General features: G+C 63.6%; 16 protein-coding genes and 1 tRNA gene. 2 read left to right on the forward strand and 15 right to left on the reverse strand.

What is annotated here, in order from left to right; translation table 11 throughout:
- Positions 1–18: 18 nt before the first annotated feature.
- Complete coding sequence (gene dtpA / locus VA599_RS03955) at positions 19–1506, reverse strand: dipeptide/tripeptide permease DtpA (RefSeq protein ID WP_031296906.1); 1488 nt, start codon at positions 1504–1506, stop codon at positions 19–21.
- 434 nt (positions 1507–1940) lie between these two features.
- Positions 1941–2858: a LysR family transcriptional regulator gene (locus VA599_RS03960; protein WP_346787725.1), complete on the reverse strand. Its 918-nt coding sequence runs from the start codon at positions 2856–2858 to the stop codon at positions 1941–1943.
- 122 nt (positions 2859–2980) lie between these two features.
- Here VA599_RS03960 and lysA point away from each other — a divergent pair, with 122 nt between their 5' ends.
- Positions 2981–4210, forward strand: a complete 1230-nt coding sequence (gene lysA / locus VA599_RS03965) for a diaminopimelate decarboxylase (protein ID WP_346787727.1) — start codon at positions 2981–2983, stop codon at positions 4208–4210.
- A gap of 75 nt (positions 4211–4285) precedes the next feature.
- Here lysA and VA599_RS03970 read toward each other — a convergent pair whose 3' ends face one another.
- On the reverse strand, positions 4286–4600 hold the full coding sequence (locus VA599_RS03970; protein ID WP_346787728.1) for a BON domain-containing protein: 315 nt from the start codon (positions 4598–4600) through the stop codon (positions 4286–4288).
- Between the two features lie 201 nt (positions 4601–4801).
- Between VA599_RS03970 and mltA the strand changes: the two genes are divergently transcribed.
- The gene (mltA, locus tag VA599_RS03975) at positions 4802–6061 is read left to right on the forward strand and encodes a murein transglycosylase A (RefSeq protein ID WP_346787729.1); all 1260 of its coding nucleotides are present in this window, start codon (positions 4802–4804) and stop codon (positions 6059–6061) included.
- A gap of 54 nt (positions 6062–6115) precedes the next feature.
- On the opposite strand, the gene VA599_RS03980 is transcribed toward mltA, so the two are convergent.
- From VA599_RS03980 to gmk, 12 genes are all read right to left on the reverse strand, one after another.
- A complete protein-coding gene (locus VA599_RS03980; RefSeq protein ID WP_346787730.1) occupies positions 6116–6373 on the reverse strand; it encodes a hypothetical protein in 258 nt (85 codons plus the stop codon).
- Between the two features lie 100 nt (positions 6374–6473).
- Complete coding sequence (locus VA599_RS03985; RefSeq protein WP_161627509.1) at positions 6474–7166, reverse strand: DUF1223 domain-containing protein; 693 nt, start codon at positions 7164–7166, stop codon at positions 6474–6476.
- 260 nt (positions 7167–7426) lie between these two features.
- Positions 7427–7505: transfer RNA gene (locus VA599_RS03990), tRNA-Ile, on the reverse strand.
- Between the two features lie 92 nt (positions 7506–7597).
- On the reverse strand, positions 7598–9523 hold the full coding sequence (gene rpoD, locus VA599_RS03995) for an RNA polymerase sigma factor RpoD (protein WP_021478761.1): 1926 nt from the start codon (positions 9521–9523) through the stop codon (positions 7598–7600).
- A gap of 78 nt (positions 9524–9601) precedes the next feature.
- Complete coding sequence (gene dnaG / locus VA599_RS04000) at positions 9602–11401, reverse strand: DNA primase (protein WP_021478760.1); 1800 nt, start codon at positions 11399–11401, stop codon at positions 9602–9604.
- A 17-nt stretch (positions 11402–11418) separates the two neighbouring features.
- Positions 11419–11865, reverse strand: a complete 447-nt coding sequence (locus tag VA599_RS04005; protein WP_021478759.1) for a GatB/YqeY domain-containing protein — start codon at positions 11863–11865, stop codon at positions 11419–11421.
- 110 nt (positions 11866–11975) lie between these two features.
- Positions 11976–12188 (reverse strand): 30S ribosomal protein S21, encoded by a 213-nt coding sequence (rpsU, locus tag VA599_RS04010; protein ID WP_021478758.1) that lies wholly within the window; start codon positions 12186–12188, stop codon positions 11976–11978.
- Between the two features lie 163 nt (positions 12189–12351).
- Positions 12352–13152: a thiazole synthase gene (locus VA599_RS04015; RefSeq protein ID WP_021478757.1), complete on the reverse strand. Its 801-nt coding sequence runs from the start codon at positions 13150–13152 to the stop codon at positions 12352–12354.
- A gap of 42 nt (positions 13153–13194) precedes the next feature.
- Positions 13195–13395, reverse strand: a complete 201-nt coding sequence (gene thiS / locus VA599_RS04020) for a sulfur carrier protein ThiS (RefSeq protein ID WP_021478756.1) — start codon at positions 13393–13395, stop codon at positions 13195–13197.
- Positions 13396–13400: 5 nt separating this feature from the next.
- A complete protein-coding gene (locus tag VA599_RS04025) occupies positions 13401–15557 on the reverse strand; it encodes a RelA/SpoT family protein (protein WP_046155548.1) in 2157 nt (718 codons plus the stop codon).
- Positions 15558–15580: 23 nt separating this feature from the next.
- Entirely contained in the window at positions 15581–15787 is a 207-nt protein-coding gene (gene rpoZ, locus VA599_RS04030; RefSeq protein ID WP_021478754.1) for a DNA-directed RNA polymerase subunit omega, read from the reverse strand.
- Positions 15788–15868: 81 nt separating this feature from the next.
- The gene (gene gmk, locus VA599_RS04035) at positions 15869–16501 is read right to left on the reverse strand and encodes a guanylate kinase (protein WP_104945251.1); all 633 of its coding nucleotides are present in this window, start codon (positions 16499–16501) and stop codon (positions 15869–15871) included.
- Positions 16502–16626: the final 125 nt, after the last annotated feature.

Below are 16626 nucleotides of genomic sequence, written 5' to 3' on the forward strand. Positions count from 1 at the left end.
ATTTGGCGGATGCCGCGCTCAGCGAGCGTCCAGCGCCATTTCGTGTTCCGGATGCTCCGGCTTCTCGTCCAGCGTCATCCGATGCAGCCACGGCGCGATGATGATGGTCACGATCGCGATCGCGCCGGTCACCACGCCGATCTGGGTGAACACGCGGCTGTAGATCTCCAGCGTGGCCAGCGGACTGGTGACGTTGTCCGGCGCGGCGGTCAGGCCCGCCACCCAGCCGGCGATCACCGACGACGCGGCCGAGGTCAGGAACCAAGCGCCCATGATGAAGCCCATCAGGCGCTGCGGCACCAGTTGCGCCACCATCGCCAGGCCCAGGCCGGAGATCAGCAGCTCGCCCACGCTCTGCAGCAGATAGCTCAGCACCATCCAGTTGGACGACACCAGGCCTTGGGCGTTGGCGTACTTGGCGCCCAGCGGCAGCACCAGGAAGGCGCCGGCGCACAGCACCATGCCGATCGCGAACTTGTGCGGCATCGGCAGGCGGTTGCCCAGCTTGTTGTAGCACAGCGCCAGCAGCGGGCTGGCCAGCATGATCCAGAACGGGTTCAGCGACTGGAACTGCTCCGGCTGCACCGGGATGCCGAACAGCGTGTGCTCGGTATTGTGGATGGCGAAGAAATTCAGCGACAGCGGCATCTGGTTGTACAACACGAAGAACACGGTCGCCTGCAGCATCAGGATGGCAGCCACGATCATCTTCTTGCGCTCGGCGCCCTTCAGCAGCAGCGTTTCCTTCACATACAGGCCCACCACGCCGATGGACAGCACGGCCAGCACCACGTTGGCGATGATCTCGTGCTTCAGCAGCAGCGCGGCCGCGCCGCAGGCGACGACAATGCCGGCCAGCACCGCCAGCCAGGTGGACAATTTGGGCTTGCGGAAATCGGCGTCGGAGCCGTAGTCCTTGACCCAGCCCTGCATGAAAACGAAGTTGACGACAGTGATCAGCATGCCCACCACGGACAGCGCGAAAGCGTGGGCGTAACCGAAACGGTCGGCCAGCCACGGCGTGGCCAGCATCGACAGCAGCGAACCGATATTGATCGCCATGTAGTACATGGTGAAAGCGCCGTCCAGGCGGGGATCGTTCTCCTCGTAGCACTTGGACAGCAGCGACGACGGGTTCGCCTTGAACAGGCCGTTGCCCACCGCGATGGTGCCCATGCCCAGATAGAGCAGGCTGATGTGGTCGGCCGACGCAGTGACCATCATGTAGCCGGCGGTCAGCACCAGCGCGCCCAGCAGGATGGTGCGCTTGGTGCCCAGCACCTTGTCGCCCAGCCAGCCGCCGACGGCGATCAGGCCATACACCAGCGCGATGAAGGAGGAAAACAGCGTGAAGGAATCAGCCTCGCGCAGGCCCAAGGCCTTCACTAGGTAAACGGCCAGGATGCCCTGCAGGCCATAGAAACCGAAACGCTCCCAGAATTCGATCGAGAAGATCAGATAGAACGGCTTGGGCTGGCGCAAGGGGTTGAGCGCAGACGACGTCATTATGGGTTCCTTGTAATCAGAACTGCCGCGGACCCAGGAAAAATCCTGCATGGCGGAATGACGGAAAGGCAGACACCCGCGGCGCCGGCCGTTGCCAGTCACGCCAGGGTGAGACAGACAGTGGTCACTACTGAAAAATAAGGCAAACTCATGCCATCATTCAAAGAAGCATAGCAAATAGCGCTTTTGCTCTATGAAAGATAGCGTCCAGGAACTATTGATGAACGAAGTAGTCGGACCTGTCAATGCGGGGAGAAGAAATCAGGCGCAAATACCCGCATGGCAAGGACGGGATTCGAGAATGCGACAGTATTTTATAAATCAGAATGCTGCCAAATCGAATATTAAAAGAATAAATACAATCCAATGCCATAAATAAGCAATATAATTGCTTTTATATCAAACCAACATTCATTCCCCACCAACTTCAGCCCTCATCCGCACAAAGCCGCCAGCCTGCTGTCCAGCTCGCTACCCCGCCGACGCAAGGCATCGACAAAGCGCAAGGGCAGCGGCGAAGCCGGACGGAACTGCGGCAATACCAGCTGCACCGAAAACGGAATCTCCTCGGCCAGCGGCCTCACCGTCACCCCTCTTCCCGCCTCGGCCAGCGCCGTCAGCGGATTGACGATGGCCACCCCCAGGCCCAGCCTCACCATCTCGCAAACCGAAGCCGCGCTGTGGCTGGACAACTGCAGCCGCCGCGCCACGCCTTCGCGCGCGAACCAGGCATCCACCTGCTGCCGGTAGCTGTCGCTGGCCGCCAGGCTGATGAAGGACAGGCCGGCGAAATCGCGCGCCTCCAGCCTGCGCTTTTCCGCCAGCGGATGCGCCGCCGGCAGCACGCACAGCTCGTCCCCCTGCCATAGCGGCTGCGCCAGGCAGCCGGCCAGCGCCTGCTGCTGCTCGGTCAGGCCCAGGTCGAAGCGCTGCGCGGCCAGCCATTCCTCCAGCCACGGCGACTCTTGCGGACTGATGTCCACGCCCACATCGGGAAAATCGGCGACGAAATCGGCGCAAGCCGCCGGCAACAAGGCCTGCGCGAACACCGGCAGGCAGGCGATGGCCAATTGGCCGCCGGCGAACCGGCGGATGGCATCCGCGCTGGCGACGATGCGCTCCAAGCCGACGAAGCTGCGCTCCACTTCGGCGAACAGTTGCAATGCCTGCTGGGTAGGCCGCAGCCGGCCGTGGCCGCGCTCGAACAAGGCCAAACCCAATAGCTGCTCGCAGCGCGCCAGCTCGCGGCTAACCGTCGGTTGCGAGGTATGCAGCAAGCGCGCGGCGCCGCTGACGCTGCCGCTGGTCATCACCGCCCGGAATACCTCGACGTGACGCAGATTGATCGACACGGCCACTCCCGTTTCTTGAATTCAATCCATATCATAAATGAAAGGCATGCCAATAAATTGCTATTTTATTTTTGCATCAAGCAGGCGGATCATGGCTTGAAACCCTAACCGGAATATCCGCCATGCACGCTTTCGACCACCTTCAGCTCGCCGCCATCGCCCGCCGGCATGGCACCCCGCTATGGATCTACGATGCCGGGGCCATTCGCCAGCGCATCGCTCAGCTGAAGGCCTTCGACACCATACGCTATGCGCAGAAGGCCAACTCCAACACCCACATCCTGCGGCTGATGCGCGCCGAGGGCGTGAAGGTGGACGCGGTGTCGTTGGGCGAGATCGAGCGCGCGCTGGCCGCCGGCTACCGCGGTGGCGGCGAGGACGCCGACATCGTGTTCACCGCCGACGTGCTGGACCGGCCGACGCTGGCCAGAGTGGTGGCCGAGAACATCCCGGTCAACGCCGGCTCCATCGACATGCTGCGCCAGCTGGGCGAAGCCGCGCCCGGCCATCCGGTATGGCTGCGCATCAACCCCGGCTTCGGCCACGGCCACAGCCAGAAGACCAACACCGGCGGCGAGAACAGCAAGCACGGCATCTGGCACGGCGATCTGGACGAGGCGCTGCAGGCCATCCGCCAGTTCAAGCTGCGGCTGGTCGGGGTGCACATGCACATCGGCTCCGGCGTCGACTACGGCCACCTGGAACAGGTGTGCGGCGCGATGGTGGATCTGGTGGCGAAACTGGACTGCGACATCGAGGCCATCTCCGCCGGCGGTGGCCTGTCCATCCCCTACCGCGACGGCGAGCCGCGCATTGACACCGGGCATTATTTCCAATTATGGGACGCCGCCCGCCGGCGGATTGCCGAGCGCCTCGGCCATCCGGTGCGGCTGGAAATCGAGCCCGGCCGCTTCCTGGTGGCGGAATCCGGCGCGCTGCTCGCCGAAGTTCGCGCGGTGAAGAATATGGGGAGCCGCCGCTTCGCGCTGGTGGACGCCGGCTTCAACGATTTGATGCGGCCCTCGCTGTATGGCAGCTACCACCACATCACCGTGCTGGACGCCGACGGCCATGAAAAAACCGGCTCGGAAGATACCGTGGTGGCCGGGCCGCTGTGCGAATCCGGCGACGTGTTCACCCAGCAGGAAGGCGGCGCTGTGGAAACCCGGCCGCTGCCGCCGGCGGCGGTCGGCGACCTGATGGTGTTCCACGACGCCGGCGCCTATGGCGCATCGATGTCGTCCAACTACAACAGCCGGCCGCTGCTGGCCGAGGTGCTGGTGGACGGAGGCGAGCCCAGGCTGATCCGCCGCCGCCAGACCATGGCCGAGCTGCTGGCGCTGGAAGCCTGAGCGGCCCAACGCAGAACGCAAGAAAGCCGGACTAAGTCCGGCTTTTTCGCACATTCCGTCAACCCAAGGCCGGACTCAGCCCTTCTGTTCCATCTTGTTGATGACGAACTTGACGCCCGGTACCTTCTCGGCCGCCTGGCCAGCCTGGAACATCTGCTGATCGTCGGTCATCGCGCCTTCGATCGTCACTTCGCCCTTCTTGCTCGACACCTTCAGATCCAGCGGCTTCAGCGCCGGCTCCGCATCCAAAGCTTGCTTGACGCTGACGGCCAGCTGCTCGTCGGTCGGCGCGGCGGCGGCAGCTTCTTCGGCGTAAACGGCGTGGGCGGCGAAAGCGCCGGAGCAGGCCAGAGCGGCCAACAGCAGGGTACGGCTTGCGATTCGTTTCATCGTTTTCTCCAAATTTCTCGCGACGATGGCCGTTCGGCATCCACGCCGACGGCCCTATCCATGGGACCCGTCCATGTTAACGATGAAACTTTTCGGTTTTGTTTCAGCTCCATGACTTCACATCTGCCCGGCATCACGCTGGGCCGTCCATCAGGTTACAATCCAGACCATCTACCACGGGAAGGCCATCCGGCCTCAAGCATGAAGCAGACACTGTTCAAGAAAAGCTGGCCGCTATGGCTGGCCTTGCTGGCGCTGGCCGGCTGCACCACCACCCCGTCCGTCACGCCCGGACGTCCCGCGCCCACCATTCCGGCCGGCGCCGACAGCGCCAGCCCGGCGGCGCTGCCCGCTTGGAACGACCAGGCCGTCGGTGATTCGATTCAAGGTCTGCGCCAAAGCTGCCGCACGCTGCAGAAGAAACCAGCCTGGAGCGGCGTCTGCCGCGAGGCCGGCGCGCTGGCGGACAATGACGCCGACGCCGCGCGCCGCTTCTTCGAAAACCGCTTCACCGCCTGGAAGCTGCGCGACGGCGGCCGCGACAGCGGCCTGATCACCGGTTACTACGAGCCGCTGCTCAACGGCAGCCTCAACCGCTCCGATCGCACGCCGTGGCCGGTCTACGGCGCGCCGCGCGACATGGTCAGCGTTGATGTGCCCATGAGCCAGCGCAATCGCGGCGTGCTGCGCGCCAAACAGACCGGTCCCGGCCGGCTGGCGCTGGCAACAGGCGGCAATATCGAGATCAACCCGGCCGACTTCCCCGCCGACCCGCGCGGCATCCGCATGAAGGGCAGACTGTCCGGCTCCCGCCTGCTGCCCTACTTCACCCGCGGCCAGATCAACCAGGGCAGCATCGCCGGCAGCGCGCCGGTGATCGCCTGGGTGGAAGACCCGGTGGAGCTGTTCTTCCTGCAGGTGCAGGGCTCAGGCCGCATCCAGCTGGACGACGGCAGCTTCCTGCACGTCGGCTTCGCCGACCAGAACGGCTATCCCTACCAGTCGATAGGCAAATGGCTGGTGGACAAGGGCGAAATGACGCTGGGGCAGGCGTCGATGCAGGGAATCAAGGATTGGTTGGCGAAAAACCCGCAGCGCCGCGACGAGCTGCTGGCGGTCAATCAGAGCTACATCTTCTTCAAGCAGCTGCCAGGCGACAACGGCGGGCCGATCGGCGCTCTGGGCGTGCCGCTGACCGGCGGCTACAGCATCGCGGTGGACCCGCGCTACATTCCGCTGGGCGCGCCGGTCTATCTGTCCACCACCTGGCCCCACTCCAGCGAGCCGCTGACCCGGCTGGTGCATGCCCAGGATACCGGCAGCGCGATCAAGGGCGCGCTGCGCGCCGATCTGTTCTGGGGCTACGGCACCGAGGCCGGCATGTACGCCGGCCGGATGAAGCAACAAGGCAGCCTGTGGCTGCTGCTGCCCAAGGGAGTGTCTCCCGGCGCCGCGTTATAGCGCAGGCATTGCCTAACGGAGCCTCAGCGCTCCGTTTTTTGTTTGCAATCGGGATCAGGCGGCTAGCGCTCGCGCGCGGCGCCGGCTGGCTGCGACAACAGACGGCACAAACGCTGCCGGCGCAGCCTCGCCATCCTCCCGCTCCTCATCGCCGCGCAGGGCGGCTTCCAACGCCCGGCTGGCCAGGAATAGCGCGCGCACCACTTCCGGCTGCCGGAGAACGGCGTGTTGCGACAACAGCTCGCCACTGAGCGGATCCACTCCAATGGCGAGGGCTTCCACTATGCTGCGGGCTTCGGCTGGCGACATCATGCAGGCTCCTCGGGCTGATGGAACGACAATCCATGCCGCGAATATCGTGGCTGGACCCCGCATAGGATCGGCATTCCCGGCGAAAAGCGCACCTGTCTGTTCAGCCACCTGCGCAATGCGCGGCCAGCGCCTGGCGCACCCGCCCCCGATCGTCCTCCAGCCAGACCGCCGCGCCGCTGGCGCCCGGCCTCTGGCCATCGGCGAAGCGCAAGTGCCATTTCAGCGTAGTTTTGGCGCCGCTCAGCGGAAAAGGACCGGCCAGGGTCCGCGCCACCGCGTCGTGCCTCAACAGCCTGCCCTCATTCTCTCCCGCGCTCACCCGGCTTTGCAGGCCGTCCTCGAACAGAGCCAGCATCAGGCGCAGTGGCGGCTCGCCGGGTGCGAGAACGGCCTCTGCCTCGATGTCCAAGCCATCCCCCGCTTGCCGCCCCCTCACCCGCAGCGCGGCTCCTGTCCGCCCGCCTGGAAGGCTAGCCCGCAGGCCATCGTAGCCAGAGAAACGCCAATCGCGTCCATTGACCAGCATCTGCGGGGTGTAAATCAGCGACGATCCCGCCAGCGCCGCGCGCCAGCGTTGGCGCTGCGAATAATCGGGGCTGGCGAAACGGTCGCGCCAGCCCAGGCCATCCCAGTAATCGACATGGAAAGCCAGCGGCACCACCCGCTTCGCGTCCAGCCCCGCCATGGCAAGCCCGGACAGCCAGTTTTCGGCCGGAGGGCAGCTGCTGCAGCCCTCCGAGGTGTACAGCTCCAGCAAGGACGCCTGCCGGCCCGCCTCCTGCGCCCCGCTCAAGACGCAAGCTCCGGCCGCCTGCGCCGGCTGCGCGAAGATCAACAGCATCCCAGCCCAACAAATCGTTCTCCAGCATTCCATGGCTCTCTCCCCCTGCCGTTTGCAGATTAGTCGCGAACGCCGCGGGTTTCTTGCGTGGGAAGGGGGAGTCGTCACCAGGCTGGATACGCCATTCGCTCACGAAAACCGCGAACAGCCAGCTAGTTTCGGGGGAACAGAAAAAGAGAAAGGGGTTGCGCTTGCGCGCAACCCCTTGTATTTGGTGGGCCCCCCGAGAGTCGAACTCGGCACCAACGGATTATGAGTCCGCTGCTCTAACCAAGCATGAGCTAGAGGCCCTGAAGAGTGGGCGATTATAGCAGGGGAAAATAAAAATCCCCAAGCCCTTTATTCAAGGAGCTTGGGGATTTCCGACGTTTCAAGCAGTGCGCTTATTGGCCGCCCGGCTCGCTGTCCAGGAAGCTGCGCAGACGCTCGGAACGGGTTGGATGACGCAGCTTGCGCAGCGCCTTGGCCTCGATCTGGCGGATCCGCTCGCGGGTCACATCGAACTGCTTGCCCACTTCTTCCAACGTGTGGTCGGTGTTCATGTCGATGCCGAAACGCATGCGCAGAACCTTGGCCTCGCGCGGCGTCAGCGTGTCCAGCACTTCCTTGGTCGCGTCCTTCAGGCTGGAATACATCGCCGCGTCGGACGGGGCCAGGTTGTTCTGGTCCTCGATGAAATCGCCGAGATGGGAATCGTCGTCGTCGCCGATCGGGGTTTCCATGGAGATGGGCTCCTTGGAAATCTTCATGATCTTGCGAATCTTCTCTTCCGGCATCTCCATCTTTTCGGCCAGTTCCGCCGGATCCGGCTCGCGGCCGCTTTCCTGCAGGATCTGACGCGAGATGCGATTCATCTTGTTGATGGTCTCGATCATGTGCACCGGAATGCGGATGGTGCGCGCCTGGTCCGCGATGGAGCGGGTGATCGCCTGGCGAATCCACCAGGTGGCGTAAGTCGAAAACTTGTAGCCGCGGCGGTATTCGAACTTGTCCACCGCCTTCATCAGGCCGATGTTGCCTTCCTGGATCAGATCCAGGAACTGCAGGCCGCGGTTGGTGTACTTCTTGGCGATGGAAATCACCAGGCGCAAGTTAGCCTCGATCATTTCCTTCTTGGCGCGGCGCGCCTTGGACTCGCCGGCCGACATCTGGCGGTTGATTTCCTTCAGCGCCTTGATCGACAGCATCGCCCGGTCCTGCAGATCGGACAGACGGGTCTGCTTCTCGATGATCGCGTGCTTGAAGCGGGTCAGCGCCTCGCTCCAGGCTTTGCCGGAATCGATCTCGCTTTCCACCCAGTCGGTGTTGATCTCGTTGCCCGGGAACACCTTGATGAAGTGGGCGCGATCCATGCGCACGCGGCTGACGCAGATGTCCTGGATGTCGCGCTCGTAAGTGCGGATCTCGTTGACGCGGCCGCGCAGCGACTCGCAGAGGCTTTCCACCTGGCGGGTTGCGAAGCGCACCAGCATGAACTCGGTGGTGATCGCGTCCTGCAACTCCTGGTATTCCTTGCTCTGCGGACCCTTGGAGCCCAGCGCCTTGACCATCTTGTCGAACAGCATGCGCACGCCGGCGAAGTGCTCCAGCGCGTGCTGCTTCAGTTCTTCCAGATTGGCCGCGGCGTCGGCATCGGCGTCGACCTCGCCTTCCTCGTCCTCTTCCTCTTCCTCTTCCTCGTCCAGCAGATCGTCGCTGTCCTCGGCTTCGGCGAATTGGGCTTCGTCTTCGGTCGGGGCGTTGAGGTCGATGAAACCGTCCACGACTTCGTCGACGCGGATTTCATCGCGCGACACGCGCTCCATCAGCTCCAGCACCTCGGCGATGGTGCCGGGGCAGGCGGAGATGGCCTGGATCATGTACTTGAGACCGTCTTCGATGCGCTTGGCGATCTCGATCTCACCCTCGCGGGTCAACAGCTCGACCGAACCCATTTCGCGCATGTACATGCGCACCGGGTCGGTGGTGCGGCCGAATTCGGAGTCCACCGAGGACAAGGCCGCCTCGGCCTCTTCCACGGCGTCTTCATCCGCCACCGACGGGGTGGCGTCAGACATCAGCAAGGTTTCGGCGTCAGGCGCTTCCTCGCATACCTGAATGCCCAGACCGGCGATCATCGTGACGATGTTTTCGATCTGCTCGGCGTCGGATACGTCTTCCGGCAGGTGGTCGTTGATTTCGGCGTAGGTCAGATACCCACGCTCTTTGCCCAGGGCGATCAGCTGGCGCAAGCGTTTCCGCTGCTCTTCCAGGCTCATCACCTCTTGGCTGTCCTGCACATCTTTCTGGTTTTCGGGAGAGGCCGCCATTTCGCTTCCTGCTTGAAAAAAAAGCCGAAAAAAACAGTTGATTATAACACAACCACTTGAACTTTTCCGCCGAACCCGTTAGTTCGGCGGCGAGAACATTTCCCGCAACAACTGGCCCACCAGGACTGTCTCTTCGGAAGTCAGTCCTTCGTGCCGTTCCTTCAGTTTTAGCCGCTCCAGTTGTTCCGCATGCAGCATTTTGAGCAGCCTGGCATTGCCGTCCTGGAACAGTTGCCGGTCATCGTCGCTGGGGTCGGCGAACTCGTCCGGATCCTGCATCGCCTGCTGCAGCACGCCGTCGATCAAACCCTCGTACGGCGTGCCGCGCAGCCCTTCGATCAATTGCGCGGTGTTCGGCGCGTCGCCGTGCTCCAACACCCGCTCGGCCAGCATCGCGAAGCAACCCAGCTCGTCCGACAGCGCCAGGCTGTCCGGCAATTTGACGTCGCCCGCCCATTGCGGGTTCATCAGCAGCCACTTGATCAATTTCTTGACCATGGTGGTGTTGACCACCCGCTGCGACTCCGCCGGCAGCCTGTACTCGCGCTTGCCGCCGCCGCGGCTGCCGCGCTCTGACCGCTGCGGCTTGCCGCCGCCGGTGAGCATGTCCAGCTCGTCGACGTCCACGCCGGCCATTTCGGCCAGCCGCTTGCGTATCATGTAGCCCAGCGCCGGCGCGGCGATCTGGGCCAGCAGCGGCGACGCCTGGCGGATCAGATCCGCCTTGCCTTCCGGCGTGCCGAGATTGACGCCGCGGCAAAGCTCGCGGGTGAAATACACCGACAGCGGCAGGCTTTCCTGAACCAATAACTGCTCAAACGCATCAGCGCCGAATTCGCGCACATAGCTGTCCGGATCGTGCTCGGTCGGCAAGAACAGGAAGTTCAGCGCCTTGCCGTCCACCAGCTGCGGCAGGCTGTTCTCCAGCGCGCGCCAGGCAGCTTTCTGCCCGGCGGCGTCGCCGTCGAAGCAGAAATACACCTGCTCGGCGTGCTTGAGCAGCTTGCGCACGTGCTCGCCGGTGGTGGCGGTGCCCAAGGTGGCCACCGCGTAGCCGACGCCGTACTGCGCCAGCGCGACCACGTCCATATAGCCTTCGACTACCAGAACCCGGTTCTTATCCCGTATCGCCTGGCGCCCCTCGTACAGGCCGTACAGCTCGCGGCCTTTTTCGAACAGCGGCGTTTCCGGCGAGTTCAGGTACTTAGGCTCGCCCTTGCCCAGCACCCGCCCGCCGAAACCGACGATGGCACCGCGCTGGTTGCGGATCGGAAACATCAGCCGGTCGCGGAAACGGTCGTAGCGGCGCCCGCTGTCCTCGGCCACGATCACCAGGCCGGCTTCCACCAGCTTGTCGTCCTGGTAGTTGTCGACCGCGGCTTCCAGGTTCTGCCAGCCATCCGGCGAGTAGCCCAGGCCGAAGCGGGCAGCGACTTCGCCTGACAGCCCCCGCCCCTTGCAGTAGGCGACGGCGTTGGCCGCGCCCTTCAGCTCGCGGCGGTAGAAATCGCTGGCCTGCTGCATCAGCTGCTCCAGCGACACCTGCTTCTCGCGCGCCTTGCGGCTGGCCTCCGGATTGACGTTGCGCTCGTTCGGCACCTGCATGCCGATGCCCTCGGCCAGCATCTTGACCGCGTCGATGAAGCCGATGCCCTGGTACTCCATCACGAAGCCGATGGCCGAACCGTGCGCGCCGCAGCCGAAGCAGTGATAGAACTGCTTGCTGGGACTCACCGTAAATGAGGGCGACTTTTCCTTGTGAAAGGGGCAGCAGGCCATATAGTTCTGCCCGCCCCGCTTCAGCGGAACGTAGCGGTCCACCACGTCGACGATGTCGACGCGGGACAGCAGCTGGTCGATGAAATCCTGCGGAATCAAATCCTGCTACCCAGGCCTCAGGCGCTCAGCTTGGCTTTGATCAGCGCGGACACCTGCGCCATGTCGGCGCGGCCGGCCAATTGCGGACGCAGCGCGCCCATCACCTTGCCCATGTCCTGCATGCCGGCGGCGCCGGTATCAGCCACCGCCTTGGCGATCAGCGCCTCGATCTCGGCCTGGGACAGCTGCTGCGGCATATAGCCCATCAGCACGTCCATCTCGGCCTGTTCCTTGTCGACCAGATCCTGGCGCTGGGCGGCCTGATACTGGGAGATGGAGTCACGACGCTGCTTGATCATCTTGTCGACGACGGCGATGACGCCGGCGTCGTCCAGTTCGATGCGCTCGTCCACCTCTTTCTGCTTGACGGCAGCCAACAGCAGGCGGATCGCGCCCAGCTTGTCGGCTTCCTTGGCTTTCATGGCGGACTTCATGTCGTCGGTGATGCGAACTCTGAGGCTCATGTCGTGCTCACTTGGAAATCAGGCGCTGCGCGGGCAGCGGGGGAAATTCGGGAGTACAAATGGCAAAACCGCAGGCATGGCCTGCGGTCCTGCTTGATGCCGGAAAACTCTTAGTAGAGTTTCGGCGGCAGCATTTGGCTGCGGATGCGCTTGTAGTGGCGCTTAACCGCGGCAGCGTGCTTGCGCTTGCGCTCGGTGGTCGGCTTCTCGTAGAACTCGCGAGCGCGCAGTTCGGTCAGCAGGCCAGTTTTTTCCACGGAGCGCTTGAAGCGACGCAGGGCAACTTCAAACGGTTCGTTCTCTTTAACGCGAATAGTCGGCATTTACTTAAGGGTCCTTAGATTTCTTTAGGGCGTGGCTAAAGCCGCCGCCTGTAAAAACAGCATTTTAGCAATGTTACTGCATTTGTAAAAGTCTGAAACGACAACGTCAGGTCATCTTGTGGTGTTTTGCGCGGTTCGGCGCGGCCAGCCTGGGCCATGAACATCACGACTTGACGGAAGAAATCACCCCCTCACTAGGAGAACTTGGCACTGCACTATAAAAACGTTTCGGCATCCGGCCGGCCAGATAGGCGGCTCGGCCAGCTTCCACGGCCAATTTCATGGCGTGCGCCATTTGAACCGGATTGCGCGCAGCGGCAATCGCGGTATTCATCAGCACGCCGTCGCAGCCCAACTCCATCGCTATCGCCGCGTCTGACGCGGTGCCGACGCCGGCATCCACGATCACGGGGACATTGGACTGCTCGATGATCAATTGCAGGTTCCACGGATTCAGGATCCCCATGCCCGAGCCGATCAGGCTGGCCAGCGGCATGATCGCGCAGCAGCCGATCTGCTCCAGCTCGCGCGCGACGATGGGGTCGTCCGAGGTATAAACCAAGACATCGAATCCCTCCGCCACCAGCACCTCGGCGGCCTTGAGGGTTTCCTTCACATTGGGGTACAGATTGTTTGGGTCCCCCAGCACTTCCAGCTTCACGAAACGATGGTCGTCGAGAAGCTCCCGCGCCAGCCGCAAGGTGCGCACGGCGTCTTCGGCGGAATAGCATCCCGCCGTATTGGGCAGGAGTTTATACCGGTTTTGCGGCAAAAAGTCCAGCAAATTCGGCTCGTTAGCGTTCTGGCCCAGATTCACGCGCCGTATCGCCGCGGTGACGATTTCGGTGCCGGAGGCGTCCAGCGCCGCCGCGGTCTGCTCGAAATCCTTGTATTTGCCGGTCCCCACCAGCAAGCGAGAACCGTACTCTCGGCCGGCTATCACCAGTTTATCGTCCACCTGCATTCCCTTTTCTTACATTGACGTCAGAACGGCAGGAGAGCGGACTCAGCCGCCGCCGACCGCTACCACGATTTCCAGTTCGTCGCCGTCGGCCAGCCTCGCCTCGGCGAAGCTGCCGCGGGGCACGATCTCGCCGTTGCGCTCGATCGCGATGCGCTTGCCGGCCAGATCCAGCGCGGCGACCAGCTCGGCGAACGTGGCGATGCCGGCGAAGCTTCTGTCTTCGCCGTTGATGCGTAGATTCATTTGGCTCACTTTCTCTCCACGCGCTGCACCACCGCCAACTGGCGGACGGCCGCGAGCACGCGCTCCAGGTGCTCCACCCCCTCCACCTGCAGGCGGAAGTGGATATTGAACAGGCTGTCGCCGTCGCGGCTGCTGTCCTGGGTGTCGGCGCTTTCGATATTGGCCGAGGCCTGCGAGATCGCGGTTGCGATGTCGGCCAGCGCGCCGCGCTCGTTGCGCGACAACACGCCGACGGTGACGCCGAACATCCGGTCGCGCTGCGCCTCCCAGTTGACCTCCAGCAGCTTGTCCGGATCGGCGCGGCGCGCGTTCGGACAGCTGACCCGGTGTATCACCAGGCCCTGGCCCTTGGTGATCACCCCCAGAATGTCGTCGCCGGGCAGCGGATTGCAGCAGCTGGACAGCTGCACCATGCCGGCTTCGTTGCCGCGAATGGTGATCGGACCGACGCGCACGCCCTCGCCCAGCCGCTCGCCGGCCAACTCCAGCATCCGGCGCGCCACCACGATGGGCAGCAGCTTGCCGGCGCCGATCTCGGCCAGCGCGTCGTCGAAACCGTGCATCTTTTCGCCGTAGGCGGCGAGATACTCGGCGCGCAGCTCGTCGCTGACCGCCAGCGGCGTCGACGCCAGCGCGCCCACCGCCTGCCTGAGCAGCTTCTCGCCCAGCGCCACCGCCTCCTCGCGCTGCAGGCTCTTCAGATAGTTGCGGATGCCGGAGCGGGCGCGGCCGCTCTGCACGAAGGCCAGCCACGACGGATTGGGCTTGGCCTGGGTGGAAGTGATGATCTCGACGGTGTCGCCGTTGCGCAAGGCGGAGCGCAGCGGCACCAGCGCGTGGTTGACGCGCGCGGCGATGCAGCGGTGGCCGACGTCGGTGTGCACCGCGTAGGCGAAGTCCACCGGGGTGGAGCCCTGCGGCAGCACCATGATCTTGCCCTTGGGCGTGAACACGTAGACTTCGTCCGGGAACAGGTCGATCTTGATGTGCTCGAGGAACTCGACGGCGTCGTCGCTCTCCTCCTGCATGTCCAAGAGCTTCTGCAGCCACTGGTGGGTGCGCTGCTGCGCGGTGTTGACGCCCTCGCCGCTCTTGTACATCCAGTGCGAAGCCACGCCGGCCTCGGCCACGTTATGCATCTCGCGGGTGCGGATCTGCATCTCCACCGGCGTGCCGTAAGGGCCGAACAGCGTGGTGTGCAGGCTCTGGTAGCCATTGCCCTTGGGAATGGCGATGTAATCCTTGAATTTGCCGGGAATCGGTTTGTACAGGCTGTGCAGCGCGCCCAGCGCCAGATAGCAGGCCGGGATGTCGTTGACGACGACGCGGAAGCCGTAAATGTCCAGCACCTCGGAGAAGGACAGGTGCTTCTCCTGCATCTTCTTGTAGATGCTGTAGAGGTTCTTCTCGCGGCCCTTGATGGTGGCCTCGATATTGCTCTGCACCAGCCGCTGGCTGACGGCCAGCAGAATCTTGTTGACCACTTCGCGGCGGTTGCCGCGCGCGGCGCGCACCGCCTTGGACAATACGCTGTAGCGGTGCGGGTGCAGATGCTTGAACGCCAGGTCCTGCAGCTCGCGGTAGACCTTGTTCAGGCCGATGCGGTTCGCGATCGGCGCGTAGATTTCCAGGGTTTCCAGCGCGATGCGGCGGCGCTTGTCCTCGCGCATCGAATCCAGCGTGCGCATATTGTGCAGCCGGTCGGCGAGCTTGACGATGATGACGCGGATGTCGCGCGCCATCGCCAGCACCATTTTGCGGAAGCTTTCGGCCTGGGCGTCTTCCTTGGTCTGGTATTCCAGCCTTTCCAATTTGGACAGGCCGTCCACCAGATCGGCGACGATCTTGCCGAACTTCTCGATCAGCGTCGGCTTGGTGACGCCGGTGTCTTCCAGCACGTCGTGCAGCAGCGCGGCAGCCAGGCCCTGCACGTCCAGCCGCCAGTCGGTGAGCATGGTCGCCACCGCCAGCGGATGGGTGATGTAGGGCTCGCCGCTCTTGCGGGTCTGTCCCTCGTGCGCTTCGCGGCTGACCTGGAAGGCCAGCCTGAGCATCTCGACGTCTTCCGGCTTGAGATAGCGAGCGGCGCTCTCCAGGAACGCCGCCGCTTCGGAGTCGATCAGGGCGTTGTAGTCGATGCCTGTCTCAATGCCGGTGCCCATCTTCACGCTCCGCGCTGCGTCAATCAGGCCTTGCCGCGGTTCAGGAGTTCTTTGCCGACGTGGCCGGCGGCGATTTCACGCAGGGCGATCACGGTCGGCTTGTGGCGGCCCGGCTCCACGAAGGAGCTGGCGCCGGAGGCCACTTGGCGGGCGCGGTAGGCGGCGGCCAGGGTCAGGTCAAAACGGTTCTGGATGCGGTCCAGGCAGTCGTCAACGGTAATACGGGCCATGATCTCTCTCAGCTAAATGACGGTTACAGGGTTCACTATATCGATTTTCGTCCCGTCCGGCACAGCGGGACGGAACTATTTTCATTTCGCGCCGGCGGTGCCCATGCGGCGGAACATGTCGGCCAGGCGGCGGCGCTGCGGGCCGCTCTTCAGGCGCTGCGCGCGGACGATGCTGATCAGGTCCAGCTTGGCGCGCTCGAAATCGTCGTTGACCACGATGTAGTCGTATTCGTCGATCTTGTCGATCTCGGCGCGGGCCGAGGCCAGCCGGCGCAGAATCACCTCTTCGGTATCGGTGTCGCGGCCGCGCAGGCGGCGCTCCAGCTCTTCGATGGACGGCGGAGCGATGAAGATGCCGATGGCGTCGGGAAACACTGCGCGCACTTGTTCGGCGCCCTGCCAGTCGATTTCCAGCAGGATGTCCTGGCCGGCTTCCAGACGGCTGCGTATCCATGGCGCGCTGGTGCCGTAGCAGTTGCCATACACCTCGGCGTGCTCGAGGAAGTCGCCGCGCTCCACCATGGCGTCGAACACCGAGCGGTCGACGAAGTGATAGTGCTTGCCGTCGACCTCGCCCTTGCGCGCCGCTCGGGTGCTGTAGGACACCGACAGCTCGACGCTGGGCTCCGCCTGCAGCAAGGCCGCCACCAGCGAAGTCTTGCCGGCGCCGGACGGCGCGACCACGATGTAAATGTTCCCGATAAGCTGGCTCATAAATACAAACGTTTGCCGAAGAGTAATTTTTCAGGATATCACAGCGGGGCTGCCATTGTTAAGCAATGACATATTTTCACGTCAAGATTTAGGTGTTTGAGCGCCTGGAGGCCGATAATGCCGCG

It is taken from the genome of Chromobacterium indicum (assembly GCF_039708975.1).
GTDB classification, from domain to species: Bacteria; Pseudomonadota; Gammaproteobacteria; order Burkholderiales; family Chromobacteriaceae; genus Chromobacterium; species Chromobacterium piscinae.